Source organism: Halarchaeum grantii, assembly GCF_014647455.2.
GTDB classification, from domain to species: Archaea; Halobacteriota; Halobacteria; order Halobacteriales; family Halobacteriaceae; genus Halarchaeum; species Halarchaeum grantii.
Genome location: NZ_BMPF01000002.1, coordinates 559,305 through 585,748 on the forward strand (window position 1 = coordinate 559,305; position 26,444 = coordinate 585,748).

Genomic DNA, 26,444 nt, shown 5'->3' on the forward strand with positions numbered 1-26,444 from the left:
CCGCGACCGGCGCGCGTCGCCGCGGCTGGCCGAGCGAGAAAAACGAAAGGAGAGTGGAGCGTTAGTCGTCGGCGGGCGTCGCGCCGGAGTCGCCCTCGCCGTACTGCTGCTTCGTGAGCGAGAGCTTGCCACCGGCCGCGAGGATACGACGCTCGCGCTCGGAGGCGTCGAGGTAGCCCGTGGCCTCCCAGTCGTCGTTCACGCGGACCGTGAACTCCTCCTGGCCGGACTTGACGGCCTCCTCGACGTCGTCGACGATCTCGATGTCGTCGCCCTGTTCGATCTTCGCGTAGGTCTCCTCGTCGATGGTGAGCGGGAGGAGGCCGAAGTTGAACAGGTTCGCCTTGTGAATGCGGGCGAAGGACTGCGCGAGGACGCCCTCGATGCCGAGGTACATCGGACAGAGGGCGGCGTGCTCACGCGAGGAGCCCTGACCGTAGTTCTCGCCGGCGACGAGGAAGCCCCCGTCGGACTGCTTCGCGCGCTCGGCGAACGTGTCGTCGACGCGCGAGAGCGTGAACTCGGAGAGCTTCGGGACGTTGGAGCGGAACTTCAGGATGTCCGACGTCGCCGGGATGATGTGATCGGTGGTGATGTTGTCCTCCATCTTCAGGAGGGCTTCACCTTCGAGGTGGGCGTCGAGCGGGTCCTTCAGCGGGACGTCGCCGATGTTCGGGCCCTTGATGAGGTCGTCGTCGATGGCTTCCTCGGGCGCGATGATGTCGGGGTCGTCCTGCCCCATGCCGGGGCTGTAGGAGTCGCCCATCGTGAGGCCGGGCGCCTCGAGGTCGCCGAGTTCGTCGGCGAGGTCGCGCGGGTCGACGATTTCGCCCTTGATCGCGGCAGCGGCCGCGACCTCCGGGGAGCAGAGGTAGACGGAGTCGTCCTCGATACCGGAGCGGCCCTCGAAGTTGCGGTTGAACGTCCGGAGGCTGACGGAGTCGGAGGCCGGCACGTGACCGATGCCGATACAGGCACCACAGGTCGCCTCGGAGAAGTTGACGCCGGCGGCCATCATCTCGGCCGTCCAGCCCTCGCGGGCGAGCATCTCGGAGGCCTGCTTGGAGCCGGGCGCGACGATCATCTCGGTGTGCTTGGCGACCTCGCGGTCCTCGACCATCTTCGCGGCCGGGAGGATGTCCTCGTAGGCGCCGTTCGTACAGGAGCCGACCATGACCTGCTCGACGTCCTCGCCCGCGACTTCGCGGACCGGGACGACGTTGTCGGGCATGGAGGGCGTCGCGATGAGCGGCTCGAGGTCGGAGAGGTCGATGGTGACCGTGTCCGCGTAGTCGGCGTCCTCGTCGGCCTGCAGCTCGACGTACTCGTCCTCGCGACCGATGCGGGAGAGCCAGTCCTTCGTCTTCTCGTCCGTCTCGAAGATGGAGGACGTGGCGCCGAGTTCGGTGCCGAGGTTCGTGATGGTGGTGCGCTCGGGGATGGTGAGGGATTCCGCGCCCTCGCCCGTGTACTCGAAGATCTTGCCGACGCCGCCCTTCACGGAGAGGCGACGGAGCATCTCGAGCGCGATGTCCTTCGCGGTGGCCCACTCGGGGAGCTCACCCTCGAGCTGGACGTTGACGATCTCCGGCACCTCGACGTAGTAGGGGCCGCCGCCCATCGCGACGGCGATGTCGAGGCCACCCGCGCCGATGGCGAGTTCACCGAGGCCGCCGGGCGTCGGCGTGTGGCTGTCGGACCCGAGGAGGGTCTTGCCGGGCGCGGCGAAGTTCTCCTTGTGGACCTGGTGGCAGATGCCGTTCCCGGGCCGGGAGAAGTACGCCCCGTACGTTCCCGCCGCGGAGCGGAGGAAGCGGTGGTCGTCCGTGTTCTTGAAGTCGAACTGATAGGTCTGGTGGTCGCAGTACTGCGCGGCGAGCTCTGTCTGCACTTCGTCGAGCTCGAGCGCCTCGAACTGCAGCCAGACCATCGTCCCCGTGGTGTCCTGCGTGAGGACCTGGTCGATCTCGATCCCGATTTCCTCGCCGGTTTCGAGTTCACCCTCAACGAGGTGGTCGTCGAGGATTTTCTCCGTCAGCGTTTGTCCCATAGCGGACGGAAGTCGGTATGCGACGATTATAAATCCCGCGTGTTTATTCATACCGTAGAACGTCCTAATATGGCTTCTATTCCCTTAATTCGCGCGTGGACGGGGTCCGGAGCCGCCGCGTGCGGCCCCGAGATGGCTTCTTCGTGGTATTTCGTGAACGAGGGGTCGACGCCGAATCGACAGACGGTTGAACCAGCCACCGACAGGAGTCGATATGTTCGAGAGTGGCGCGTTCGTCGCCGACGCCCTCGGCGACGTCACCGACGAACAGGTGCAGCCGAACGGCGTCGACCTCACCCTCGGGAGCGTCGAGGCGCAGACCGAACCGGGGCGCATCACGACCGACGGGAAGACCGTCGGCGAGCGCGACGCCGTCGAGACGGTCGAACGCGACGGGCGCGAGTGCTACGCGCTCGACCCGGGATACTACGTCGCGCAGTACGCCGAGACCGTCCGCGTCCCCGAGGGCCACGTCGGCTTCGTCTACCCGCGTTCGAGCCTGATGCGCAACTCCTGTATGCTCCACACGGCCGTCTGGGACGCCGGCTACGAGGGGAAGGGCGAGGGGTTACTGGAGGTCGGCCGGCCCATCGAGATCGAGGTTGGGGCGCGCTTCGCACAGTTCGTCCTCGCGGAGGCCGAGCACGAGGACGCCTACGACGGGAGCTATCAGGGCGAACGCCTCGACTAGCGCTCGACGGCGTCGAAGAGGGGGGCGAGCGTGTCGACGAGCGCCGCGTCCGCGTCGGCCGACACTCGGGCGTACGCGCTCCCGCCCGCGTACGTGTGCCCGCGAGTGAGAACGTGCAGGAGGCGGAACGTCCGCTCGGCGCCGAGGGCGTCCGCGAAGGCGTCGACGGCGTCGACGTACACGGCGGCGTCGGCGCGGTCGTCGAGCCCCGCACGGAGCGCGGCGGCGAGGTCGGCCGGCCCGGACACCGACTCGACGGGCGCGGCGCAGTCGGCCGGGACGTCGGCACCGAGCGTGACGATACGGGGCGGTGAGTCGATACCCGACGGCCCCCACCGCTCGAGGAGCGCCTGCGGCGTCGTGTCGGCGAGGGCGGCGACGGCGCGCGCGTCGCCTGCGTCCGCCGCGAGCGACGAGAGCGCGTCCTCGGTCGTGCCGACGACGAGCACGCTCCGGCCCGTGTCCATACGTGTCCCACCTATCACTCGTCCATAAATGTGTGGATAATCGACAGGTGTGTGAGAAGGGCGTCGCGGGCGGGTTCGTCCGCCGCGCCGGGGACCCGGGCGGCCGCTCAGACGCGGCGGCGGACGAGCGCGAACACGGCGAGGAGCGCGACGACCGCGGCGACCACCGCACCGCCGACTGCGGTCGTCAGGAGCGGTATCGAGGTGCCCGTCGACCCGCTCGTCGGGGCGTCGGCGGCGCTCGCGGACGACCCGTCGTCGGCGCGCTCGGAATCGCGGACCGTCACGGTGCCCGCGTCGGTGGCGGGTTCGACGGCCGCCCCGCCGTCCGCGTCGAACTGGCGGGGCTCGACGGAGAGGTTCACCGCGCCGGGCGCGACGCCGGAGAGTTCGACGGTGGCGAGGACGACGTCGGACGCGCCGGGCTGGACGCGCTCACGCAGGTCCGCGGCCTCGACGGTCACGCGCCGACCGTCGTCACCGATGGCGGGGTCGGTCGTCAGCCCGAACGTGTCGGGGTAGCTCGCGTTCGAGATGCGGGCGGCGTCGCCCGCGACGCGAACGTCGAGCGCGAACCCCGCGAGGCCCTCCGGCGCTTCGGTGAGGACGACGTCGGCCGTCGCCGTGCCGTTCGCCGCGAGTTCGGCGTTCGCGACCCGGACGGTCGGTGTGGCGGACGCGTCGGCGGCCGCGCCGCTCGGCGACGCGGCGCCGGACGGCCCGACGAGCGCGGCGGCGAGGAGCGCGACGACGAACGCGCCGACGAGTGCGACTCGGACGGGGTCGAGGTCTGACGAGGGCATCTGCGTGGGTGGGGTGTGACTAGGGGCTCACTGCTCGACGCCGGCCTCCTCGTAGAGGTGGACGATGTCGGCGTAGTCGAGGCGGTCGTTCTCGTTGAAGTCGAAGCTGCGCGCGTTCGACGCTACGCTCTTCGATTCCATGCGGTCGAAGAGGAGGACGACGTCGTCGTAGTCGACGCGGCCGTTGCCGTTGACGTCCTCGTAGCGGCCGTCGCCGTCCGGGTCGGACGGCACCGACCCGCTGCCGGCGACGCTGGCGGGGCCGGTGACCGTGACGCCCGAGCGGGTTTCGACGGCGACGTTCTGCCCCTCGTCGTCGTCGAGGGCGGCGCTCACGTCGAGGTCGGCCGCGCCCCCGCCGACGCCGGAGAGCGTGACCGTCGCGAGCGTGAACTCGACGCCGTCGGCCTGCATCGCCTCGTTCACGTCCGCGAACTCGAAGGCGGCGGTCGAGCCGTCCTCGGCGATGGACGGCGGCTGGTTGAGGCCGGCCGCGTCGGGGTAGCTCGCGCTCGTGATCTCGGCGACATCGGTGTCGGAGACGCCCACCGAGAACGTCCCGCCGGAGAGGCCGTCCGGGATGTGCTTCGCGCGCACCTCGACGGTGACCGACTCGCCCTGTCCGACGGCGGCGGAGCCGACGGCGACCGTCGGGTTCGGCTGGTAGACCCAGAGGCAGTCGTTCGGGTAGGAGCGCCGGGACTCCGCGAACCCGTCCTCACAGCAGAGGACGCGGCCGTCGTCCATCGCGTAGACGTTGTCGATGTTCCGAACGGCGTCGTTCGCGGCCTGCGGGCCGTCCGTGAAGTCCGGCCCGACGACGACGGGTTCGAGCGTCGAGACGTCGTAGTTCGCGTCGAGTTCCGCGCGGTAGACGACGCCGCCGTCGACGCGGTCCATCTGGAGGTCGCCCGTGTCGTCGGCCATGTCGTCGTTGAACTCGGAGATGCCGAAGTAAACGTAGTCGCCGGGGCCGGCGTCGTCGACGCTGTCGATGCCCTCGGCCTTGTTGAACTCGATGGACGCGCCGATCTCCTTCGCGGCGGCGCGCGTCTCGAGGAACGGGACGCGGCGCAGGCCCTCGTCGACGCCGTCGTGGCCGCGCGCCTCGTACTGGCGCGCCCACTCGACGATCTCCTCGTTCGTGATGTAGTTCTGGTTGCCGTTCTCGATGACCGCCTTGTCGGCCTCCTCGATGGCCGTCGCGCGGTCCTCCGTCCAGTCGGTCTCCGCGTGCGTCTCGAGGTAGTCCGCCTGCGTGACGTCGTCGTACTCGGCGATCCACGACTCGATCTCCGCGTTCGAGGCGTGCCCGAGCGGCACCCACTCGACGTCGAGGGCGACGTCCGCCGGGGACGCGCGCGTGCCGGAGTCGGCGGCGCTCGCGGCGTCGTTCGTGACCTTCGGCGCGTAGAGCGTGCCCGCGAGCTCCATCGGGTCGTCGTAGCTCGGAATCTCCTCGTCCGCGACGAACTTGTAGATGCCCTTGCTGTCGCCGTCGGACGCGCCGTAGACCGTCCGCAGGTCGTTCTGGAAGTTCGGCGACTCCCACGCCGCCCGCCCGAGGACGTAGTACTTGATGGGCTCGGGCGTCTCGGCGTGCGGCTCGCGGTAGTCGACGTGGTAGCCGTAGCGGTACGGGTTCGGGTACGCCTCGTCCGTGATGGGCGTGCCCGTGTTCTTCGCGTCCTCCACGACCTCGGTCTTCGCGTACGCGTCCGCCGTCGAGGTGTCGACCCCGGTCGCGTCACGCGGGAACGCACCGAGCTGGTAGGCGAGGAGTTCGACGCCCGCGAGCGCCCAGTTGCCCTGCACGGACCACGACTCGTCGCCGTAGTACTCGTCGACCGCGCTCTGGATGCCCGTGGGGTTCGGGCGGTTCCAGAACTGACAGCCGCCGACGAGCCCCTTCCCGGTGCCGGCCTCGACGATGTCGCCCACCGTCGCCTTGTAGGAGACGCGCGGGTGGGCGTAGTTCTCCTCCGAGGAGACCATCGTGTCCCACGGCGTGCGGTCGCCGTAGCAGTTGATCATCGTGCCCCCGAGGTCGCGCAGTTCCTCGGTGTTCGCCATGTTGATGGCGTTCTCGAGGTCGGCCTCCCACTCGCCGGTCGCCGCGTTCTTGCTGAGCGGGATGCGCGAGACGTTCCCCGGCGTGGACTCGAAGTTCGTAAAGAGGTGGCCCTCCGTTCCCGCCTCGTTCGACGCGATGAACTGGTTGCAGTCAGGCGTGTAGCCCGCCTCCGAGTAGCGCGTCCCCGGGAACTTGTCGATGGGCTCGCCGTCCGGCGTCTCCGGGACGCCGAGTTGCTCGCTCGCGCCGTTGATCGGTTCCTCCCGCCGGGCGAGCATGACGTAATCGCCGTCGGCGGTCCGCACGGAGTGCTGTTCGTCCTGCGTCTCGGGGGCGGAGAGCTCCTCGAAGTCGTCGTTGCTCCCGTTCATCGCGAAGGAGAAGCCCTTCACGTAGCCGATGCCCGCGCGGTCGTAGGGCGCGACGTTGTCGGTGCTCGGGTGCTGGAGGCTGTAGAGGAGCGTCCCGTCGTCGAAGACGAACGGGCCGGTGACCTCCGCGCCGAACGCCGTGTTCGAGAAGCGCTTGAGCGACCCCTTGACGCTCGGCGCGCCCGGCGTGTCCGATTCCTCGACGTCCGCGCTCGCGATCCCACTGCCGGCCACGCTCGCGCCGAGTGCGGCGGCGACTGAACTCGCCATCAGTTGTCGACGGCTGATATCGACCATGCAGCCGGAGACTTCGGGCAAGAGGTGATAGCTTCTTATAATATCAGTATTGTCGAGAACGAGTGCGTGCAGTCGGGAAATTGGGTATCAGTCACGTACATAGACGTATAGTGACGGAGACACGGTTCCCGACGGGACCGAGAGCGCGATCGGGTGCGTGTCGTCGGCCACCGGGTCGCGACGGGATGTGCGTATCGGCCGGCGCGACGGCGAGACCGGTGGCTGGGAGGGGCAGTTCCCGGTCAGAAAAAGACGGAGAGACGACGTACTCAGGCGACGCCTTCGGCCTCGGCGCCCTCGCGGATGTCGGCCGCCCGGCCCTCGACCCACTCGACGTAGTCGTGGACGCGGTAGGGCTTCCGACCGAAGAAGGAGGCGACCCACTCGACGTCGTCGTACTGCGTCAGGAGGTACGCGGCCAGCACCGCCCGTCCGGCGCCGATGACCTCCAGCGGGACGCCGCGCTCCCCGGTCGCCGCCTCCTCGAAGCCGTTCGTGCAGAAGTAGACGTCCGCGTACAGTTCGGCCGTCTCCGGGTCCGCGAACGTCCGGCCCCGATGCTCGGGCGCCTCGAAGCGATACTGCGGTCCGTCGGCGTCCGCGCCCGCCCCACACTCGACGATGCGCACGCCGAGGATGTACTCTCGGTGAATCGACTCCTCCGACCCGCGTCGTCCGTGGTCTGGTTTCGACATGGTGGCGTTCGCCGCCGACCCGCGACGTGGCCGACGTACGGACACCGCTGTCGAGGCGCGTATAGTGCGTTTATAATTTCGCTATATAGCACTCGGCGGCCCTCTACCGGCCACGTGAGGACTACGGCGCGAAGCGGACGACGCATCGGAGCGACCGGCGTCGGCGTGTCCCGACGGTTCGAGGACAGCGACGCTCGGAGGCCGACCGAATGGCATCCGCGCTCGGGGCCCTCGGGAGGGAGTCCCCACCGGTGGGATGTTCGGTGCCGGTGCGCGCTTTCGGAGTCGTCAGCGTCGCAACAATAGCGCGACCGGCACCAACAGGAGCGCCCCGGCGACGAACGGCGACCAGTAGAGCACGACGTAGGCGGCGGCAGCGAGCGGCGGCCCGACCGTCCGTCCGAGACTCCCCGCCCCCTGCGTGACGCCGAAGGCCGCCCCCTGCGCGTCCCCGGTGGCACCCTCCGAGACGAGCGCCGCGAGCCCGACCGTCGTCGCGCCGTTTCCGAACGACGCGAGCGCCCCGAACGCCAACAGCACGACGAGCCCACCGGTCACCCAGTCGGGGCCGCCCCCGAGGAGGGGCGTCGTTCCCGCCAACGGGGACGCCGCGAGCAGGACCAGCGCGAGGAACAGCGCCGCGACGCCCGCGCGGACGACGTATCGGACACCGACGCGCCGTGAGAGCCAGCCGACGAGCACTCCCTGGTTGACGATTCCGAGCGCGCCGATGTAGGCGAGGAACATCGCCGCGTCGGTCGCGTCGTATCCGAAGAAGTCGGCCAAGAACGGGACGAACATCACGGTGATGCCGGCGAACGCGAGCGAGGTCAGGAAGAACGCGACGACGAGCGGCCGGAGCGTTACGTCGGAGAGGGCGTCCCTGAACTGAGCGACGAACGTGACGCGCCGAGCCGGAACCCGGGGGCGATTCGGCTCCGTCAGGACGACCGCCGCCGCGGCGAGCGCGAGAAACGAGAAGCCGGCTGCGGCGAAACTCGGCAACGAGAAGCGAGTCACGGGAACGAGGTCGGGCAGGAGAGCGCGGGCGGTCGATACCGCCGTCTCGCTGGCCAGCAGACCACCGATCGCGGGACCGAACACGAACCCCAGCCCGAAGGCCGCGCCGACGAGGCCGAGTGCGCCGGGGCGCTCGGCCGGCGTCGTCACGTCAGCGATGTACGCCTGCGCGGCGGCGATGTTGCCGCCGGCGGCACCGGCGAGCAACCGAGCGCCGAACAGCACGACCAGACCCAGTACCGTTCCGAGGGTCGCGCCGATCTCCGCAGCGAACCCGAAGAGAACCCAGGCGACACCGGCGACGCCGACCGAGAGCATGAGCACGGGACGCCGTCCACGCTCGTCGGAGATCCGGCCCAGCACCGGGGCAGCCCCGAACTGCGCGAGGGAGTACGACGCCGCGAGTAGCCCGATGAAAACGTCGCTGACGCCGAACGAGCGGACGTAGAACGGGAGGATCGGGATGATGATGCCGAACCCGATCAGATCGATGAAGACGATGCCGACGACGACCGCGACGCGGCGACGTGTCCCTGACGATGAGGGGGGTGCTGCCCGGTCGCTCATCGCCGCCTGACTGGAAGCCACTCGGAATAGCCATCGCTATCGACGGGCATACCGGTACCGGATTTCACACCGCCTCGGTGACGGGATGGCCGGACTGCGGCGGGGCGCGTCAGGACACCGGCGTCCATCAGAATAGAGGGCGTGTCGATACGCGAACACTCCCGAGTCCGAGCCACGGGCGACCCTGCGGACACTTTCGACTGTATCCGAAGCAAGCCGCGGAAGGACGGGCGCGAAGGGATTTGAACCCTCGGCATCTTGGTCCGGAACCAAGTGCTCTGTCCACTGAGCTACGCGCCCACACCATCGTGTAGTGCGAGGGTGCGTTTAACGGTTGTGAAGCGGTCTCGCTCAGGGGTCGGGCGCGCCGGGCGACGGTGTCTCGTCGATGACGGCGTCCTTCCACGTGCCGCGAAGGAACCACGCGGCGGCGGCGATGGCGCCGACGATGTTCCCGAGCGCCATCCCGAACCAGATACCCTGCGCGCCGAGGCCGACGACGAACGCGAGGACGTAGACGGTGGGGACGCGACCGATCCAGAGCGCGACCATCGAGAAGACCATGCTCGTCGTCGTGTTCCCGGAGCCCCGGAAGGCGCCGAGGAGGACCTGGAGGACGCCGATGAACGCGAACTCGACGGTGCGGATGCGGACGTACTCGGTGCCGTAGGCGGCGATGTCGGCGGCGTTCTCGACGTTCGAGCCGAGGAAGACGGAGACGATGGGGCCCGGGAAGAGGTAGGCGACGACGGCGACGCAGAGCATGACGCCCGCGCCCGCACCAACGGCGAGGCGGACGGCGCGCTCGGCGCGCTCGGACTTCCCGGCGCCGAGGTTCTGCCCGACCATCGTGTTCGTCGCGCGCCCGAGGCCCATCGCGGGCAGGAAGACGAGGGAGATGAGCCGGTTCCCGAGGCCGTACGCGCCGACGACCGCCGGCGGGAACGACGCCACCATCGCGGTGAGCGTGATCATCGCGAGCGATGACGTCGACTGCTCGGCAGCGCTCGGGACGCCGAGGCGGACGATCTTCTTCACGAGGCCGAGGTCCGGCCGGAGGTCCGGGAGCGAGACGTCCGGGCCGGCGTCCGTGTAGAAGAGGACGTAGAGGCCGATGAGCGTGGCGACGAAGCGCGCGAAGACGGTGGCGACGACGGCGCCGCGAATCCCGAGTTCGGGGATCGGCCCGTAGCCGAAGATGAGCAGCGGGTCGAGGACGACGTTGATGGCGACGCTCACCAGCATGACGCGCATCGGGACGTGCGTGTTCCCGTATCCGCGCATCAGCGCGGAGAAGACGAAGAACCCGAAGAGCGCGGGGACGCCGAGGAAGAACCACCGCATGTACTCGGTGGCGAGCGGGATGACGACGGCCGCCGTCTCCGGGTCGGCGGGCAGGAGCGACAGCAGCGGGTCCGAGAGGAGGAACCCGAGAATCGCGAGGACGACGGCGATGACCGCGACGAACGAGAGCGTCTGACCCGCGACTTTCCCCGCGGACCCCTCGCTGTCCGCGCCCGTGTACTGCGCGACGAGGATGCTCCCCGCCGTCGTAAACCCGCCGCTCACCGAGATGAGGAAGAGGATGAGCGGGAACGCGAGCGAGATGGCGGCGAGCGCGTTCCCGGAGTATCGCCCCAGCCAGAACGTGTCCGCGAGGTTGTACGCCACCTGCAGCAGCTGGATGACGACGATGGGCCACGCCAAGCGGACCATCGGGCGGACGAGGCCGCCCTCGGTGATGCTACTCTCGTGTCCCGATTCAGTCACTACTAGAACGGCGATTCGTCCCGGTTTCAAGCTCCCGGTTCGGAGTTAAGCGGCAACCCGCCGCAGTTTGCCGGTTCTCGGCGCGAGGGCTCGTTTCACTCGCGTCGAGCGACGTCCTCGCGGCTACCGCCGCTCGGGTAGTGTCCCGCTCACTCCCTGCGCGCAACGTCGTGGCTCGCGGGTCGCTTCGCTCAGCGCTCGCGTATTGTCCCTCTCGCTCGTGTCACTCGCGTCGAGCGACGTCATGCCGCCCGAAGCCGTAGCGGAGCCGGTTCGCGAGGCGCCGCGAGAACTTCGCGTCGCGCCGGGAGTCGAAGCGCTCGCCGAGCGCCTCGTAGATGAGCGGAATCGCGACCTCCTGCTCGAGGGACTCCTGCACCGTCCACGTGCCCGTGGAGCCGCCGGCGACGTGGTCCGCGACGTCGCCGAGGTCCGTCCCCTCCTCGCGGAACGCCTCCTCGCAGAGTTCGAGGAGCCACGAGCGGATGACCGCGCCGTTGTTCCACGTGCGCGCGACGGCTTCGAGATCGAGGTCGTAGCGGCCCTCGTGGAGGAGTTCGAAACCCTCGCCGTACGTCTGCATGAGCGCGTACTCGACGCCGTTGTGCACCATCTTCACGTAGTGCCCGCTGCCGGCGGGCCCCATGCGGTCGTGGCCCTGCGGACCGGTGGCGACGGCGTCGAAGACCGGGACGAGTTCGTCGTACGCCCACTGCGGGCCGCCGACCATCAGCGAGAACCCGAGTTCCGCGCCGGCCGGGCCGCCCGACGTCCCGCAGTCGAGGTAGGCGGCCTCGGTGGCCTCGGCGCGGCGGGTCGAGTCCTCGAAGTGGCTGTTCCCGCCGTCGACGACGACGTCGTCCGCGTCGAGGTGCGGTTCGAGTTCCTCGAGCGCGGCGTCGACGGGGTCGCCCGCCGGCACCATCAGCCAGATGCGCTTCTCCGCGCCGAGCTGGTCGGCGACGGCCTCGATGCTGTTCGCGGGCGTCGCGCCCGCGTCCGCCGCGTCCGCGACGGCGTCCTCGTCGATGTCGAACGCGACCACGTCGTGGCCCGCGTCGAGGACCCTGTCCACCACGATGCGCCCCATGCGGCCGAGGCCGATGACGCCGAGTTCCATACGCGGGGAATCAGCGAGCGCCACCGTAGGGGTTGCGGTTCCGCGAGGTGGCGTAGAAGCACGGTGGCTAGCCGCGCCAAAGGCGCGTGTCAATTAAGTAAGAACCACGCCGCGAGCACAGCAGCGCCGCGAAGACCGGCGTCGCCTAGTCGTCCAGTAGCTCCTCTTCGAGCGGGTCGGTGTCGCCGGTCTGGGCGTCCCAGAGCGCGGCGTAGAGGCCGTCGCGTGCGACGAGTTCCTCGTGCGTGCCGCGCTCCTCGATGCGCCCGTCCTCGACGACGAGGATGAGGTCGGCGTCCGTCACCGTCGAGAGCCGGTGGGCGATACTGAGGGTGGTGCGGTCCTCGCTCAGCTCGTCGAGGCTGTGCTGGATGGCGAGTTCGGTCTCCGTGTCCACCGCGCTCGTCGCCTCGTCGAGCACGAGCACGGGCGGGTCCTGGAGGACGGTGCGCGCGATGCTGATGCGCTGGCGCTGGCCGCCCGAGAGCTTCACCCCGCGCTCGCCCGTCCGGGTGTCGTAGCCCTCGGCGAACCCCTCGATGAACTCGTGGGCTTCGGCGGCCTTCGCGGCCTCCCTGACCGCCTCGTCGCTCGCGTCGAAGTGGCCGTAGCGGATGTTGTCCGCGATGGTGCCGTCGAAGAGGAAGGTGTCCTGACCGACGTAGCCCACCGAATCGCGGAGGCTGTTCACGGTGACGTCGCGGAGGTCGTGGCCGTCGAGGCGGACCGCGCCCCGGTCGGGGTCGTAGAGCCTGAGGAGGAGTTTGACGACGGTGGACTTCCCCGCGCCCGTCGGCCCGACGAGCGCGACGGTGTCGCCCGGGTCGGCCTCGAAGTCGAACGACTCGAGGATGGGTTCGTCGTCGTAGGCGAACGTCACGTCGTCGTAGGCGACGCGGCCCTCGACGTCGTCGAGTTCGACGGCGTCCTCGTCGTCGCCGATGTGGACGGGGATGTCCATGAGGCCGAAGACGCGCTCGCTCGAGGCCTTCGCGTTCTCGTACTGGTCGACGATGTTCGAGACCTCCGCGAGCGGGCTGACGATGCGCTGCGTGTAGAGGATGAACGTCACGAACGTCCCCGCCGAGAGCGTCCCCGTGAAGAAGAGCGGCGGGCCGGAGAAGAGCCAGAGGCCGCCGATGACGAACGTCGCGGCGAACGCGAGGCCGGCGATGAACTCCATGCCGGGCCGGTAGACGAAGTTCAACCGGAGGACCGCCATCGTCGCGTCGTAGAGGTTGTAGGAGGCCTGCCGGACGCGCCCGACCTCGTACTCCTCGCTCCCCGTGGTCTTGACGAGTTCGACGCCGGCGAGCGAGTTCTCGAGGCGCGTGTTGAGGTGGCCGACGTTCGCGCGCTCGCGGGCGTAACGCGGCGCGACGGCGCGCATGAACCAGAACGTGAGCGCGAACAGCAGGGGGACGGCGACGAGCATGACGAGCGCGAGCTGCCAGTTCAGCCACGCCATCACGCCGAGGATGCCCGCCGTCATCACGATGAGGCGCGCCGAGTTCTGGAGGGCGTTGTCGAGGAAGATCTCGAGGTTGTTCGCGTCGTTGTTCAGAATGCTCATCACTTCGCCGGTCTGCTTGTCGTCGAAGAACGCCATGTCGAGGTTCTGCATCTTCGCGAAGGAGTCGGTGCGGACCTCGTGCATGACGCGGTGGGCGAACGTGTTCGCGGCGACGCCGTACACCCACGTGAAGAGCGCCGTCGTGGCGAACGCGGCCGTGATGACGATGGCGGCGAAGCGGAACTGCGCGGCGTCCGTCGTCGGGAGCCACGCCGCCGGCACGAGCGGGAGGACGAACGGCGCGTCGCTCGTGAAGATGCTGTCGAGGGCGACACCGAGCACGAGCGGCGGGAGGAGACTGGCGACTCGCGCGAAGACGTTCGCGACCATGCCGAGCGCGAACCACTCCCAGACGCCCCGTCCGTACGCGGTGAACAGTCGATAGAGCGGCCTGTCCACCGATTCGCGATAGTCGTCGAAGACGCTGTCCTCTTCTGTGGACACGATACCGGCGGGACGCTCTACGGTGTCTTAGTACGCGTGGAACCGGACGACTCTGGGGGGTTCGCGCCCATCAGTCGAGCGCGCGCTTCGGCGTGATGACGGGTTCGGCGCCGTACTCGACGGCGGCGTCGACGCCGAACACCTCCGCGAGCAGTTCCTCCGTCACGACGTCCTCGGGGCGCCCCCAGTCGTAGATGTCGCCGTCGCGGAGCGCGACGAGGTAGTCCGCGAATCGCGCGGCCTGCGTGAGGTCGTGGAGGACGATGCAGACGGTGACGCCGCGCTCCTCGTTGAGCGTCCGGATGACCTCCATCACCTGCAGTTGGTGGCGGAGGTCGAGGTACGTCGTGGGTTCGTCGAGGAGGAGGGTGTCCGTCTCCTGAGCGAGCGCCATCGCGATGCGGACGAGCTGGCGCTGACCGCCGCTGAGGCTCCCGACCTCCGTCGAGCGGAGGGTCTCGATGCCCGCGAGGTCGATGGCGCGGTCGACGGCCACCTCGTCCTCCTCGGTCTTCCCCTCGAGGAAGCCCTTGTGCGGGTAGCGGCCGTGGTGGACGAGTTCCTCGACGGAGAGGTCGCCGGGCGTCGAGCCGTGCTGGGAGAGCATGCCGAGCTCGCGCGCGAACTCCTTCGAGCCGAACTCCGCGATCTGCGTCCCGTCGAGGAGGATGTCGCCGGTGTCGGCGTCGAGGTGCCGGGCGAGCGCCTTCAGGAGCGTGCTCTTCCCGCTCCCGTTCGGGCCGACGAGCGCCGTCACCTCGCCCTCGGGGATGACGAGGGTGTCGCAGTCGACGACGGGCTCCTCGAGGCCGGGATAGCCGATCTCGAGGTCGGTGCCGTGGAGTTTCGCGTCGGATTCGGTCTCCGATGCGGCGTCGCGTTCGGTCTCGGTGCGGCCGTCCGGTTCGGGGGTGTGGTGTGTCTGGGACATGGCTCAGAACTCGCTGAAGTCGCCGTGGCGTCGCATGAGGTAGAGGAAGTAGGGGCCGCCGATGAGGCCGGTGACGATGCCGACCGGCACCTGGATGGGCATGAGCGCGAGGCGCGCGATGACGTCGGCGGCGAGGACGAGCGCGGGCCCGAGGAAGACCGACCCGACGACGAGGCGCCGGTAGTCGCTTCCGACGACGGTGCGGACGGCGTGCGGGACGACGAGGCCGACGAACCCGACGAGGCCGGCGACGGCGACGGCGGTCGCGGCGGCGAGGATGGCGAGCGACGAGAGACCGAAGCGGACGTACTCCACGGGCATCCCGAGCGATTTCGCGGTCTCCTCGCCGAGGAGGAGGACGTTGAGGTGGCGGGAGGCGAGGAGGAGAACGGGGATGACGACGAGGGTGGGGAGGATGGCGAGGCGGAACTGCGCCCAGCCCACGCCGGTGAGCGACCCGGTCGTCCACGCGATCGCGGTCTTCACGGCGGCCGTGCTGTCGAGGAAGTAGAACAGGCCCGTCTGGAGGGACTGGAAGACGGTCGCGACGACGACGCCCGCGAGGACGAGCCGAACCGGGGAGGTGCCGCCCTGCCACGCGATGAGGTAGACGAGGCTGAACGCGAGCGCGCCGCCGAGCGCGGCGGCGAACGGGAGGACGAACGTCGCGCTCGCGAAGAAGACGAGCGTGATGAGGACGGCGAGGCCCGCGCCGCCGCTGACGCCGAGGATGTAGGGACTGGCGAGTTCGTTGCGCGTGACGGCCTGGAAGACGGCGCCGGAGACGGCGAGGTTCATGCCGACGAGCGCGGCGACGAAGACGCGGGGCATCCGCAGACTCCAGATGATGAGGGCGTCCCGGCTCAGGAACTCGGGCAGGTCGCTGCCGGTGAGGATCGAGAGCCAGACGTCCGTGTTGAAGAGGATGTGTGGGTCGGTGAGGACGTCGAAGGTCACGCCGAGCGACGTCGGATACGACCCCTGGGACACCTGGACGAACGTGGCGACGACGGAGACGACGAGACTCCCGACGACGAGCGATGCCAACCGTCGGTCGCGGGAGTCGAATCGTGTGTGGTTCGTCGCCGACCGCAACGATACGTCCATCACCCCTATTTCGTTTAGGGATGCCTAAATCCGTTGCGGTTGCGTTACAGGTCGCCGTTCGCGATGTCGGCGACGCGCTGGCGGTCGAAGAGTTGCTCGTCGACGCCGTAGAGCTGGGAGGCGGCGCGCTCGGTGAGCACGAGGTTGCTGATCGGGCCCTGATAGAGCGGCCCGCCACGGTAGACGTTCCCGTTCTGGACGGCGGTGAGTTCGCTGCCCGTCTCGTGGTCCTCCATGAAGGAGACGACGGTGCTCTCGAACTCCTCGGCGGTCTGGGCCTCGTGGCCGCGCAGGAGGAGGTACTCGGGGTCGATCTTGAGGAGGGTCTCGTAGTCGATGTTCCCGCGCGAGGAGTGGAAGTCCTTCACGCTCGTCTCCGCGAGCGCGTCCCGGACGTTCATGTCGCGCCACTGCTTGAAGCTCGTCCCCTCGTTGACGAGGTAGGGGAGGAAGGACGTCGGCTCGTTGCCGGACGCCCAGAGGACGGCGACCTGCGGGCGCTCGGCGTCCGACGTGGGGACGAAGTCGAGGTCCGACTGGAACTCCTCGTGGAGGCTCGCGAACGCCTCGTAGCGCTCGGTGCGCTGGAAGAGCTGCGCGAGCTTCTCGAAGGCCTCGTAGAGCGTGTAGTACTGGTAGTCCTCGTGCCACGCGTAGCCGCGCGAGAAGATGGAGTTCCCGAAGAACGGCCCGAGGTTCTCCGTTACTTCCGCGACGTCGGACTCGCTCCACCCCTTGAAGCGGTTCATGAGGAAGTTCGGGTCCTGCACGTGGACGTGGTTCTCCTCGCCCTCGGCGAGCGCGTAGTAGCGCTCCTTCGAGACGCCGTCCTGATAGAGCGAGAGCATGTCGCTCTTGTCGGCGGAGACGCCGTCGATGGCGTCGTAGTACCGGGTGTGCCAGCGGCTCGTGAGCCAGAGCGCCTTCGGCTCCTCGAGGCCGAGCGCGAGGCCCATGTCGGCGTAGCTCCCGTTGTTCGCGACCCACGAGGTCGGAACGGACTCGAAGGTGACGTCGCCCATCGGCGCCATCGACACCGTGTAGGAGTCGTCGGCCTCGGTTGTCGTCTGCGTCGTGGTCTGCTCGGTCGTGCTCGTCGTGGTGTCGCCCGTTCCACCACAGCCCGCGAGGAGTCCGGCGGCGCCCGTGCCGACGGTCCCGATGAAGGTTCGGCGGTCCATATCGGTTTAGGCCTGCCTAAAGAACAAAAACCCTCCGATGTTTCGGTCGTCCTAAACCCAGTCGAGACCGGGACGGGAACCTTTTTACGGAGCGCTTTCGTCCGTCGGTGTATGCGCGTCGCTGTCGCCGTAGTACGTCGGTGAGTGCCGACCCGTTTCTGGCGCGCGTCGAGATGCTACCCCGACAGCGACGACTTCAGAGACATGACCCAGGTGCCCGACGACTACGACCCCGAGGAGTTAGAGCCGCGACTCCAGCAGCGCTGGCTGGACGAGGAGACCTACCGCTTCGACGGCGACGCCAACGACCCCGACACCGCCTACGTCGTCGACACGCCGCCACCCTACCCGACCGGTGAGCTCCACATCGGCCACGCGCTCAACTGGTCGTACATGGACTTCGCGGCGCGCTTCCACCGCCTTCAGGGCGACGACGTCCTCTTCCCGCAGGGATGGGACTGCCACGGCCTCCCCACGGAAGTGAAGGTCGAGGAGAACGAGGGCATCCAGCGCACGGACGTCCCGCGCGACGAGTTCCGCGAGATGTGCGTCGAGCACACCCGCCACCAGATCGACTCGATGAAGGAGACGATGCGCGAACTCGGCTTCAGCCAGGACTGGGACGCCGAGTTCCGAACGATGGACCCCGAGTACTGGGGCAAGACCCAGGAATCCTTCGTCGAGATGGCGAACGACGACCTCGTCTACCGCGACGAGCACCCCGTCAACTGGTGTCCGCGCTGTGGTACCGCCATCGCCGACGCCGAAGTCGAACCCATCGAGCGCGAGGGGACCCTCCACTACGTCACCTTCCCCGGCGTCGACAACGACGACATCGAGATCGCGACGACGCGCCCCGAGCTGATGGCGGCCTGCGTCGCGATGGCCGTCCACCCCGACGACGAGCGCTACGACGGCCGCGAGGACGACACCTTCGAGGTGCCGCTCTTCGGCCACGAGGTCGAACTCATCGAGGACGAGGACGTCGACCAGGAGTTCGGGAGCGGCGCCGTCATGGTCTGTACGTTCGGCGACAAGCAGGACGTGACGTGGTGGGCCGAGCACGACCTCGACCTGCGCGCCGTCTTCACCGAGGACGGCCACCTCACCGGGGACGCGGGGGAGTACGCCGGCCTCACCATCGAGGAGGCGAAGGAGGCCGTCGCCGAGGACCTCGACGCCGAGGGCTACCTCAACGACACCGAACCCACGGAGCAGTCCGTGGGCGCCTGCTGGCGCTGTGACACCCCCATCGAGATCCTCTCGAAGGAGCAGTGGTTCGTCGAGGTGGACAAGGACGCCATCCTCGAACGGGCCGAGGAGGTCGAGTGGATCCCCGAGCACATGCACCAGCGCCTCGTCGAGTGGACGGAGGGGATGGACTGGGACTGGGTCATCAGTCGCCAGCGCGTCTTCGCGACGCCCATCCCCGCGTGGGAGTGCACCGACTGCGGGCACTGGCACATCGCCGGGGGCGAGGAGACGCCCGTCGACCCCACCGAGGAACCGCCGTCCGTGGGGAGTTGCCCCGAGTGCGGGAGCGACTCGTGGACCGGCGAGACCGACGTCATGGACACGTGGATGGACTCCTCCATCACGCCCCTGCACGTCTCCGGGTGGCCCGAGAACATCGACCTCGAGGAGTTCGAGCCCGTCAGCCTCCGCCCGCAGGGCCACGACATCATCCGCACGTGGGCGTTCTACACGCTGCTGCGCACCGGCGAACTCACCGACGAGAAGCCGTGGGAGAACATCCTCATCAACGGTATGGTGTTCGGCCCCGACGGCAACAAGATGAGCAAATCGCGGGGCAACACCGTCAGCCCCGAGGAAGCCGTCGAGGAGTACAGCGCGGACGCCGCGCGACAGGCGCTCGCGCTCGGCGGCCAGCCCGGCAGCGACGTCCAGTTCCAGTGGAAGGAGGTGAAGTCCGCGAGCCGGTTCCTCACGAAGCTCTGGAACATCGTCAAGTTCGCGAGCGGGCACTTCGACGAGGACACGCCCGACATCGAGGACGCCGCCTACCGCGACGCGGACAGTTGGATCCGCTCGAAGGCGACGCGCGTCGCCAGCGACGTCGAGGCCGAGATGGAGGCCTACCGCTTCGACGCCGCGCTCCGCGAGCTCCGGGAGTTCGCGTGGAACGACCTCGCGGACGACTACGTCGAACTCGCGAAGGGGCGACTGTACAACGGTCGGCCCGGGGAGCGCGACGCCGCTCGTAAGACGCTCTACGACGTTGTTTCCGCCGTCACGCGGATGCTCGCGCCGTTCAGCCCGCACCTCGCCGACGAGGTCTGGCGCCACCTCCCCGGCACCGAGGGCAGCGTCCACACCGCCGACTGGCCCGCCCTCGACGCCTACGACGAGGACGCCGAGGAGCGCGGCGAGGTCATCGCCGAGGCCACCCGCGAGATCCGCGCGTGGAAGTCCGCGAACGGCTACCCGCTGAACGCCGACCTCGACGACGTCGAACTCTACTTCGACCCCGGTCTCGCCGTGGAAAACGTCGACACCTACGACCTCTCGGAGACCGTCAACGCCCCGGTGCGCGTGCGCGACGGCCGCCCGAACGTCGAACTCGTCCCCGTCGACGTTGAGGGCGACGACTCGAAGATCGGGCCCGAGTTCCGCTCCGAGGCCGGCGTCGTCCTCGGCGCCCTCGACGAGGCCGACCCCGAGGTCATCCAGGCGCAGAAGAACTCCGGCGACACCGTCACCCTCGAGGTCGACGGCGAGGAGTACGAGCTCGACGGTGACTGGGTGACCGTCGAGGAGGAGTACCGCGCCGAGGGCGGCGCGGAGGTCGCCGTCGTCGAGACCGAGTTCGGCACCGTCCTCGTCTACCCCTAACCCGGCGCGAGGCGCCCTCACGCAGTCGGTCCCTCGAAGGCGCTACGGCGCGCTCGGCGTGCGGAACACCGCACGCATCTGCCGCTGGACGCGGTCGGGCGCGAGCGCGGCGGGGGAGGGGAGCGGGACGCGAGGGGGTGACGGGTCGTGGTACCTCGACCCTCGCAAGTGTTATCCGTGGTTCGTCCCTCTGATTGTTTGTAATGGCATCCGGTAAGGTTGACTTCTTCAACGACACGGGCGGCTACGGTTTCATTTCGACTGACGACGGCGACCTCGACGACGACGAGGACGTGTTCTTCCACATGGAGGACGTCGGTGGCGAGGACCTCACGGAAGGTACTGAGGTCGAGTTCGACATCGAGTCCTCCCCCAAGGGGCCTCGCGCGGCGAACGTCGTCCGGCTGTAATACCGGAGCACCCCTGTCGCTGTTAGCGACAGACTCGATTCTCACGACGGCCCGTCCGCCAGCGCGACTGCGCGGGCGTGCCGCGTTTTCACCGACACAACTACCACCCGAGACGCGCGCGTGAACCGAAACGCGTGCGCCGAGCGACGCGTCTCGACCCCCGAGGACCGACTGGTGGGCCACGAGATTTAGGTGGGCGGCGCACCCCCTTCCGACCATGGCTCAGAGTCAGTCGCTCCCGGTCGCGGACGTCTCGCGGAGCGTCGTGAGCATCCCGGGGACCGCCTCCCTCGATCAGGTCGCGGAGACGATGCACGCCGAGGACGTCGGCTTCCTCGTCGTGAGGCAGGAAGGCGAGCCGGTGGGCGCGCTCACCGACCGACAGGTCGCGCTGTCGCTGCGGAACGAAGCGGACCCGGCGGCGACGACCGCGAGCGAGCTGATGACGCCCGAGCTCGTGACCATCGGGCGGGACATGGACGTCCTCCGGATCGTCCAGAAGATGAAGCTCGAGGAGGTCCGACGCGTCGTGGTCGTCGACGACGACGATGACCCGGTGAGCGTCGTCTCCCTCGACGACGTGCTCGTCCTGCTCGGCGAGGAACTCGGCGACGTAGCGGACCTGCTCGAAGCGCAGGTCTGAACGGAGACGAGCGGTCGGCTTTTTCTCTCGGCCGTGCGACGACGCGGGTATGGACGAGCGAGTTCGCGAACACGCACGGACGCTGGTCGAGTGGAGCGCGCGGATCGAGGAGGGCGACGACGTCGTGGTGCGCGTCGGGCCCGACGCCCACGAGTTGGCGGTGGCGGTCGCCGAAGAACTCGGCGAGCGCGGCGCGAACGTCGTGACGACGTACGCGGACGCGGAGGTGACGCGCGCGTACCTGCTCGGACACGACGGCGACTTCGCGGAGGACCCCGCACACGAGCTGGCGCTCTACGAGAACGCGGACGCGGTGCTCTCGCTCGGCGGCGGCCGGAACACGACGGAGACGGCGGACGTACCATCGGAGAAACGCCAGGCGCACAGCCGAGCGCACGCGGGCGTCCGGGAGGCGCGCATGGAGACGAAGTGGGTCTCGACCGAGCATCCGACGCGCTCGCTCGCCCAGCAGGCGGGGATGAGCGGCGAGGCGTATCGCGACTTCGTCTACGACGCCGTCTTCCGCGACTGGGAGGCGCTCGCGACGAAGCAGGAGAAGGTGAAGGAGCGACTCGACGACGCGAACGAGGTCCGGCTCATCTCCGGGGACGGGACCGACCTGACGATGTCCGTCGAAGGGCGCGTCGCGGTGAACTCGGCGGCGAGCGTCGCGTACGACTCGCACAACCTCCCGTCGGGCGAGGTGTTCACCGCGCCGTCCGCGACGGAGGGCGAGGTGGTCTTCGACGTCCCGATGACGATACACGGCCGGCGCGTCCGGGACGTCCGCCTCGAGTTCGCGGACGGCGAAGTCGTTGACTACGCCGCGGCGCAGGGCGAGGACGCCATCACCGAGGTGCTGGAGACGGACGCGGGCGCGCGCCGCCTCGGCGAGCTCGGCATCGGGATGAATCGCGGGATCGACCGCGTGACGGACAACATCCTCTTCGACGAGAAGATGGGAGATACGGTGCATCTCGCGCTCGGCCGCGCGTACGCCTCGAACTTCCCCGAGGGTCGCGAGGACGAGGCGAACGAATCTGCGGTCCACGTCGACCTCATCACGGACGTGAGCGAGGACTCGCGCATCGAGGTCGACGGCGAGGTGATACAGGAGGACGGGGCGTTCTGGTTCGAAGACGGGTTCGACGGATGACGCGCCGTTCCGCGACCGGAACGGGGCGTACCGCGCGCTCGGCGAACCGCACGCCCGCGTGAGCGACTCCCCACCGGTCGCCACCGGGTTCGCGGTGAGACCGCGCATGCGTTCGGCGACACCCATCAGTCGTCGCCGGGCGCGTAGCAGTCGAAGTCGGCGGTCTCGCAGTCGCCGGCCTCGGTCTCGACTTGGATGGTGGCGTGGCCGACGCCGTGCTCCGCGCCGAGGGCGTGGCGTGCGCGTTCGAGGACGGCGTCGCGGTCCGCGTCCGCCTCGACGACGACGTGCGCGCTGCACGCGTACTGCTCGGAGGCGAGCGCCCAGACGTGGACGTCGTGGACGTCCCGGACGCCGTCGATGGCGGCGAGGGTGCCCGCGACGTCCTCGACGGCGACGTCGCTGGGTGCGCCCTGCAGGAGGATGTTGAGGCTCTCCCGGAGGAGGTCCTTCGCGGAGTAGAGGACGAGCCCCGCGATGCAGAGCGAGAAGAGCACGTCGAGGACGTAGAGGTCGGTGAAGTAGAGCGCGACGCCGAGCGCGATGGCGGCGACGCTCCCGGCGGCGTCCGCGAGCAGGTGGAGGTAGGCGCCCTTCACGTTGAGGTTCTCCTGGCCGCCGTGGAGGACGTACGCGCCCGCGAGGTTCGCGGCGAGGCCGAGGGCGCCGACGAGTATCGTCGGGACGGCCTTCACGGGCTGCGGGTCGCCGTAGCGCGCGAACGCCTCGTAAGCGACGTAGACGACGATGGCGACGAGCGCGACGCCGTTGGCGAGCGCGCCGAGGATTTCGACGCGCTGATAGCCGTACGTGCGCCGTCGGTCGGCGGCGCGCGTCGCGAGGTAGGCGGCGAGGAGCGCGAGCGCGAGGCTCCCGCTGTCGGTGAGCATGTGCGCGGCGTCCGCGAGCAGCGTGAGCGAGTTCGCGTAGAGCGCGCCCGCGAGTTCGACGACGAAGAAGACGGTGTTGATGGCGAGCGCGACGGCGAGCGCGCGCTGGTTCCCGCCGTGGTCGTGTGCGTGGCCGTCGTCGTGTGTGTGGTCGTCGTGCCCGTGCTCGCTCATCGGTGGGCGTGCCTATCCCCCGGCGATATATTAACACCCGTATCAGTAGTCGGGGTCAGATAACTAGAGGTTACTACTGAATCGAGGCTCGGTTAACAACACGCGGCGCTCGGACGCCGAGTCCAGCGGGGGCGTTCGCGACGAGCGAGACGGGCCCTGCAGGCGCGGAGCGGGCGCTGGAGAGCGTGAAGTGAGTTGCGGGGAGTAAGCCCCCTTCTGTTCTTCCGGCATTCGGCTGAGCGTCCGCGCGGGACGCCGGGCTACCTTCCTGTGCGCGGACTTGCACCGGCGAGGGTGGCCGTTCCATCGCTCCTCCGTCGTCATTCCTCGGTGGGTTCACTCCCCGCGGCCTTCTCGCCGCGGGTTCGCACACCGCATCGGTCGGACGGAGACGTGTCGTCTCTGTTCCAGGGCCGACGGTCTCCCGCCCCGGGCTTGTGCCCGGTCGCCTGCCCGACTGGTGGGGGGACTTTCCTCATGTACGCACCCGAGGGCCGCACACGGGGGCCGGGCTCCCGCTACTCACGCGAGCGTAGTCCGCTGAATGGGTTAAGGGGTTCGGTCGTGCGTGTCATATCCTACCACACACAGGGTAAGTACCTTGTGGCTCGCGGGATACCGTCTCCTGCCCTCGATGCGTCGGAGAGCCGCCGAGTTCCCCGGGGAGAGCACTTTCGGAGTCCATCACGGTTTCGGGAAACAAGGGAAGGATTGAAGTTTGAAGTTGCCCTATATGTATGCGTAATGTCCGAGGCCCAGTCGATACACCTTTCCGACGACGACGGCGCTCGGGCCGTCGAGCTCGCGCGTGACTCCGTCGAGGCGTTCGTACGTAACGGCCAGCGCGAACAGCCGGGGAGCATGCGCGACGCGTTCTACAACCGGACGAGCGCCTTCGTCCGCCTGCAGTCGACGCGGGGTCGGGGACGACTGCGCGGCTGTGCGGGCGCCCACGAGACGGTCCGAGAGCTCGGAAACGAATCGAAACAGCTCGGGCACGCCATCGTCGAGGCGGCCATCAACGCGGCGAGCGAATCCTCCTGTGGCTCCGAGGTCGAGCCCGCCGAACTCGACACGATTCGCGTCTCCGTCTGCACCGTCTCGAACCTCCTCCTCACCGACGACCCGGTCGCCGACATCGAACTCGGCACGCACGGCGTCGCCGTCGACGGCCACGGGAAGCACGGCTGGATGTATCCGACGCTCCCCATCGAGAACGACTGGTCCGTCTTCGAGTACCTCGACCGCACCTGCCGAAAGGCCGGCCTCCCGAACGGCGCGTGGGAGGACGACGACGTGATGGTGACGCTCTTCGAGGGGCAGGTCTTCCAGGAGTCCGAGCCCCACGGCGAGATCGAGATCCTGAGCTAGAAGTCGACCGCCGCCGCGTCTTCTGCCGCCCGCGTCGCCGCCGCCTCGATGTCGAACTCCCTGACGAGCTCGCCGTCCCGAATCAGGGGTTCGAGGAGTGCCTCGCCGTCCGACGGGCCCGACCGGTCCGCGAGCCCGACGTGATGGCCGCCGTCCGGCGTCCGGTACACCTGTTTCGTCCCGGAGAGCTTCCCGCGTTTCGCGCAGGGCTCGCCGTCGCGCTCGACGATGTCGAGCGAGAAGTCCACGGGGTCGGCGTTGGAGACGTGGCCGCCAACGCCGAACCCCTCGACGACGTCCCGGAGCTCGCGGAGCTCGTCGGGGCCGAGGCCGCCGCTGACGAAGATACCGACGTCCTCGAAGCCCCGGAGGTCGAGCTCCCAGCGGACCTCCTCGACGATGCGGCGGAAATCGCCGCGCCGCGAGGACGTCGTGTCGAGGCGAACGCTGTCGAGGGCGTCGCCGAGCGTCGCGGCCGCCCGGAGCGTCTCGTCCTTCTCGTCGGAGTAGGTGTCGCAGAGCGCGACCCGCGGGACGTCCGCGTCGACGGCCTCGTCGAACGCGGTCCACGCCTCCTCCTGGTGGCCGTTCCCAAACGCGATGAGGAGGGCGTGGGGCATCGTCCCGCCCGCCTCGACGCCGAGGACGTCGCCGGCGGCGACGTGACTGATACCGTCCAAGCCGGCGACGAGCGCGGCGCGTTCGACCATCGCGGCGATGCTCGGGTGGACGTGGCGCGCGCCGAAACTGAGCACTTGGCTCTCGGGGGCGGCGCGCCTGACGTCGAGCGCGCCGGTCGCGCAGCCGGTCGCGTGCGAGAGGAAGCCGAGGAGGCTCGTCTCGTAGCGCGCGAAGTCGAGGTAGTCGCCCTCGATGCGCATGACGGGTCCGCCGTCGAAGAGACGCCCCTCGCGCATCGCGTCGACGTCGATGGGGAGGCCGGCGAGGAGGTGGGCGGCGTCCTTCACGCCCGCGAGCAGTTCGAACTCGCCGGTCGGGAACTGGTCGGCGGTGACTTCGGCGACGACGCGCGGGTTCTTGCCGGCGTGTTCGAGGGTGGTGACCGTCCGGTCGAAGTAGGCGTCGGTCGCCCGCCCCTCGGCGATGGCCTCGGCGGGCACGATGTCGAAGGGGGCGTCCGCCGCGTCTCGTGGCATGCCTCTCGCTACCGACGGCGAGGCGAAAAAGCCTGCCGTCGTCCGGGCGGGGGGGACCGGCCGCGGCGCCGAGCGCGCGACCCCACAGCGTTTTACCGCGCACGACGTACCCCCGGGCGTGTTCGAGGACATCATGCGGAAGTTCGAGGGGAGTCCCGGCCAGCAGGCCGTCATCCGGCTCCTCCTCGAGCGCGGGTTCTCCGTGAACGACGAGGGGCGCGTGGTCTCGGGGTCGATCGAGATCGCGAACACCCAACTCGCCCAGGAGGTCGGCGTCGACCGGCGCGTCGTCGACTCGACGACGGACGCCATCCTCGCCGACGAGGAACTCAGGCGCATCTTCCAGAACATCAGCCAGATCCCGAGCCTGATGGACCTCGCGCCCGTCCTCGACCTGACGGTCGTGACGGTCGCCGTCCACGACGCCGACGACCCCGGCCTCGTCGCGCAGGTGACCGGCCTCCTCGCCGAGCACGAGATCAGCATCCGCCAGACGATCAGCGAGGACCCCGAGTTCACGGACGAACCGCGCCTCTACCTCGTCGTCGCGGACGACCTCCCCGGCGACGTCGTCACCGAGTTGATGGCGCTCCCGTTCGTCCGCTCGGTCGAGCTCTCCTGAGGTACCA

General features: G+C 69.0%; 21 protein-coding genes, 1 tRNA gene and 1 other RNA gene. 7 read left to right on the plus strand and 16 right to left on the minus strand.

Going from position 1 to position 26,444, the window contains the following annotated elements:
- Positions 1-61 precede the first annotated feature (61 nt).
- Positions 62-2,050 carry an aconitate hydratase gene (locus tag IEY12_RS09120; protein ID WP_188882925.1) on the minus strand — a complete coding sequence of 663 codons (1,989 nt, stop codon included), beginning with the start codon at positions 2,048-2,050 and terminating at the stop codon, positions 62-64.
- Positions 2,051-2,264: 214 nt separating this feature from the next.
- On the opposite strand from IEY12_RS09120, the gene IEY12_RS09125 reads away from it, so the two are divergent.
- Positions 2,265-2,741, plus strand: coding sequence for a deoxyuridine 5'-triphosphate nucleotidohydrolase (locus IEY12_RS09125; RefSeq protein WP_188882927.1), 477 nt, complete (start codon positions 2,265-2,267; stop codon positions 2,739-2,741).
- On the opposite strand, the gene IEY12_RS09130 is transcribed toward IEY12_RS09125, so the two are convergent.
- From IEY12_RS09130 to IEY12_RS09185, 12 genes are all read right to left on the minus strand, one after another.
- Positions 2,738-3,208, minus strand: a complete 471-nt coding sequence (locus IEY12_RS09130) for a DUF7504 family protein (RefSeq protein ID WP_188882929.1) — start codon at positions 3,206-3,208, stop codon at positions 2,738-2,740. The genes IEY12_RS09125 and IEY12_RS09130 overlap by 4 nt on opposite strands.
- A 107-nt stretch (positions 3,209-3,315) precedes the next feature.
- Complete coding sequence (locus tag IEY12_RS09135; RefSeq protein ID WP_188882932.1) at positions 3,316-4,011, minus strand: hypothetical protein; 696 nt, start codon at positions 4,009-4,011, stop codon at positions 3,316-3,318.
- Between the two features lie 27 nt (positions 4,012-4,038).
- Entirely contained in the window at positions 4,039-6,753 is a 2,715-nt protein-coding gene (locus IEY12_RS09140) for an alkaline phosphatase PhoX (protein WP_188882936.1), read from the minus strand.
- A gap of 269 nt (positions 6,754-7,022) precedes the next feature.
- The gene (locus IEY12_RS09145) at positions 7,023-7,448 is read right to left on the minus strand and encodes a hypothetical protein (protein WP_188882938.1); all 426 of its coding nucleotides are present in this window, start codon (positions 7,446-7,448) and stop codon (positions 7,023-7,025) included.
- Between the two features lie 288 nt (positions 7,449-7,736).
- The gene (locus tag IEY12_RS09150) at positions 7,737-9,035 is read right to left on the minus strand and encodes an MFS transporter (protein WP_188882940.1); all 1,299 of its coding nucleotides are present in this window, start codon (positions 9,033-9,035) and stop codon (positions 7,737-7,739) included.
- A gap of 227 nt (positions 9,036-9,262) precedes the next feature.
- A tRNA-Arg gene (locus IEY12_RS09155) sits at positions 9,263-9,335 on the minus strand.
- Positions 9,336-9,386: 51 nt separating this feature from the next.
- Entirely contained in the window at positions 9,387-10,751 is a 1,365-nt protein-coding gene (locus tag IEY12_RS09160; RefSeq protein ID WP_188883403.1) for an MATE family efflux transporter, read from the minus strand.
- A gap of 277 nt (positions 10,752-11,028) precedes the next feature.
- Positions 11,029-11,925, minus strand: coding sequence for a phosphogluconate dehydrogenase (NAD(+)-dependent, decarboxylating) (gene gnd, locus IEY12_RS09165; protein WP_188882951.1), 897 nt, complete (start codon positions 11,923-11,925; stop codon positions 11,029-11,031).
- A gap of 145 nt (positions 11,926-12,070) precedes the next feature.
- Complete coding sequence (locus IEY12_RS09170) at positions 12,071-13,942, minus strand: ABC transporter ATP-binding protein (RefSeq protein ID WP_188882953.1); 1,872 nt, start codon at positions 13,940-13,942, stop codon at positions 12,071-12,073.
- Between the two features lie 70 nt (positions 13,943-14,012).
- A complete protein-coding gene (locus IEY12_RS09175) occupies positions 14,013-14,873 on the minus strand; it encodes an ABC transporter ATP-binding protein (protein WP_188882957.1) in 861 nt (286 codons plus the stop codon).
- Positions 14,874-14,876: 3 nt separating this feature from the next.
- Positions 14,877-15,980, minus strand: coding sequence for a FecCD family ABC transporter permease (locus tag IEY12_RS09180; RefSeq protein WP_188882958.1), 1,104 nt, complete (start codon positions 15,978-15,980; stop codon positions 14,877-14,879).
- Between the two features lie 44 nt (positions 15,981-16,024).
- Positions 16,025-17,161 (minus strand): ABC transporter substrate-binding protein, encoded by a 1,137-nt coding sequence (locus tag IEY12_RS09185; RefSeq protein ID WP_188882960.1) that lies wholly within the window; start codon positions 17,159-17,161, stop codon positions 16,025-16,027.
- Between the two features lie 204 nt (positions 17,162-17,365).
- Here IEY12_RS09185 and IEY12_RS09190 point away from each other — a divergent pair, with 204 nt between their 5' ends.
- The 4 genes from IEY12_RS09190 to IEY12_RS09205 all read left to right on the plus strand — a co-directional run bounded on the left by IEY12_RS09190 (position 17,366) and on the right by IEY12_RS09205 (position 22,223).
- Positions 17,366-20,014, plus strand: coding sequence for a valine--tRNA ligase (locus IEY12_RS09190; RefSeq protein WP_188882962.1), 2,649 nt, complete (start codon positions 17,366-17,368; stop codon positions 20,012-20,014).
- A 203-nt stretch (positions 20,015-20,217) separates the two neighbouring features.
- Entirely contained in the window at positions 20,218-20,424 is a 207-nt protein-coding gene (locus tag IEY12_RS09195) for a cold-shock protein (RefSeq protein ID WP_123074420.1), read from the plus strand.
- Between the two features lie 217 nt (positions 20,425-20,641).
- Positions 20,642-21,067 carry a CBS domain-containing protein gene (locus IEY12_RS09200; protein ID WP_188882989.1) on the plus strand — a complete coding sequence of 142 codons (426 nt, stop codon included), beginning with the start codon at positions 20,642-20,644 and terminating at the stop codon, positions 21,065-21,067.
- Positions 21,068-21,116: 49 nt separating this feature from the next.
- On the plus strand, positions 21,117-22,223 hold the full coding sequence (locus tag IEY12_RS09205; protein WP_188882991.1) for an aminopeptidase: 1,107 nt from the start codon (positions 21,117-21,119) through the stop codon (positions 22,221-22,223).
- Positions 22,224-22,348: 125 nt separating this feature from the next.
- Here the strand turns inward: IEY12_RS09205 and IEY12_RS09210 are convergent, their stop codons facing one another.
- Complete coding sequence (locus IEY12_RS09210; protein ID WP_188882993.1) at positions 22,349-23,287, minus strand: cation diffusion facilitator family transporter; 939 nt, start codon at positions 23,285-23,287, stop codon at positions 22,349-22,351.
- A 193-nt stretch (positions 23,288-23,480) separates the two neighbouring features.
- Positions 23,481-23,810: RNase P RNA component (gene rnpB / locus IEY12_RS09215), an RNA gene on the minus strand.
- 221 nt (positions 23,811-24,031) lie between these two features.
- Here rnpB and IEY12_RS09220 point away from each other — a divergent pair.
- Complete coding sequence (locus IEY12_RS09220; protein WP_188882995.1) at positions 24,032-24,658, plus strand: TIGR00296 family protein; 627 nt, start codon at positions 24,032-24,034, stop codon at positions 24,656-24,658.
- Here the strand turns inward: IEY12_RS09220 and IEY12_RS09225 are convergent.
- Positions 24,655-25,815, minus strand: coding sequence for a nicotinate phosphoribosyltransferase (locus IEY12_RS09225; protein WP_188883000.1), 1,161 nt, complete (start codon positions 25,813-25,815; stop codon positions 24,655-24,657). The genes IEY12_RS09220 and IEY12_RS09225 overlap by 4 nt on opposite strands.
- A 118-nt stretch (positions 25,816-25,933) precedes the next feature.
- Here IEY12_RS09225 and trpY point away from each other — a divergent pair, with 118 nt between their 5' ends.
- Positions 25,934-26,437 carry a TrpY family transcription regulator gene (gene trpY, locus IEY12_RS09230; RefSeq protein ID WP_123074426.1) on the plus strand — a complete coding sequence of 168 codons (504 nt, stop codon included), beginning with the start codon at positions 25,934-25,936 and terminating at the stop codon, positions 26,435-26,437.
- Positions 26,438-26,444 lie beyond the last annotated feature (7 nt).

Bases quoted from the DNA above. Each gene is read 5' to 3' on its own strand.
- IEY12_RS09200 (WP_188882989.1), top strand. From the start codon at position 20,642: ATGGCTCAGAGTCAGTCGCTCCCGGTCGCGGACGTCTCGCGGAGCGTC.
- IEY12_RS09190 (WP_188882962.1), top strand. From the start codon at position 17,366: ATGACCCAGGTGCCCGACGACTACGACCCCGAGGAGTTAGAGCCGCGA.
- IEY12_RS09220 (WP_188882995.1), top strand. From the start codon at position 24,032: ATGTCCGAGGCCCAGTCGATACACCTTTCCGACGACGACGGCGCTCGG.
- IEY12_RS09195 (WP_123074420.1), top strand. From the start codon at position 20,218: ATGGCATCCGGTAAGGTTGACTTCTTCAACGACACGGGCGGCTACGGT.
- gnd (WP_188882951.1), bottom strand. From the start codon at position 11,925: ATGGAACTCGGCGTCATCGGCCTCGGCCGCATGGGGCGCATCGTGGTG.
- IEY12_RS09205 (WP_188882991.1), top strand. From the start codon at position 21,117: ATGGACGAGCGAGTTCGCGAACACGCACGGACGCTGGTCGAGTGGAGC.
- IEY12_RS09175 (WP_188882957.1), bottom strand. From the start codon at position 14,873: ATGTCCCAGACACACCACACCCCCGAACCGGACGGCCGCACCGAGACC.
- IEY12_RS09180 (WP_188882958.1), bottom strand. From the start codon at position 15,980: ATGGACGTATCGTTGCGGTCGGCGACGAACCACACACGATTCGACTCC.
- IEY12_RS09140 (WP_188882936.1), bottom strand. From the start codon at position 6,753: ATGGTCGATATCAGCCGTCGACAACTGATGGCGAGTTCAGTCGCCGCC.
- IEY12_RS09120 (WP_188882925.1), bottom strand. From the start codon at position 2,050: ATGGGACAAACGCTGACGGAGAAAATCCTCGACGACCACCTCGTTGAG.
- IEY12_RS09160 (WP_188883403.1), bottom strand. From the start codon at position 10,751: ATGGTCCGCTTGGCGTGGCCCATCGTCGTCATCCAGCTGCTGCAGGTG.
- IEY12_RS09145 (WP_188882938.1), bottom strand. From the start codon at position 7,448: ATGTCGAAACCAGACCACGGACGACGCGGGTCGGAGGAGTCGATTCAC.
- IEY12_RS09150 (WP_188882940.1), bottom strand. From the start codon at position 9,035: ATGAGCGACCGGGCAGCACCCCCCTCATCGTCAGGGACACGTCGCCGC.
- IEY12_RS09135 (WP_188882932.1), bottom strand. From the start codon at position 4,011: ATGCCCTCGTCAGACCTCGACCCCGTCCGAGTCGCACTCGTCGGCGCG.
- IEY12_RS09185 (WP_188882960.1), bottom strand. From the start codon at position 17,161: ATGGACCGCCGAACCTTCATCGGGACCGTCGGCACGGGCGCCGCCGGA.
- IEY12_RS09225 (WP_188883000.1), bottom strand. From the start codon at position 25,815: ATGCCACGAGACGCGGCGGACGCCCCCTTCGACATCGTGCCCGCCGAG.
- IEY12_RS09130 (WP_188882929.1), bottom strand. From the start codon at position 3,208: ATGGACACGGGCCGGAGCGTGCTCGTCGTCGGCACGACCGAGGACGCG.
- IEY12_RS09125 (WP_188882927.1), top strand. From the start codon at position 2,265: ATGTTCGAGAGTGGCGCGTTCGTCGCCGACGCCCTCGGCGACGTCACC.
- IEY12_RS09210 (WP_188882993.1), bottom strand. From the start codon at position 23,287: ATGAGCGAGCACGGGCACGACGACCACACACACGACGACGGCCACGCA.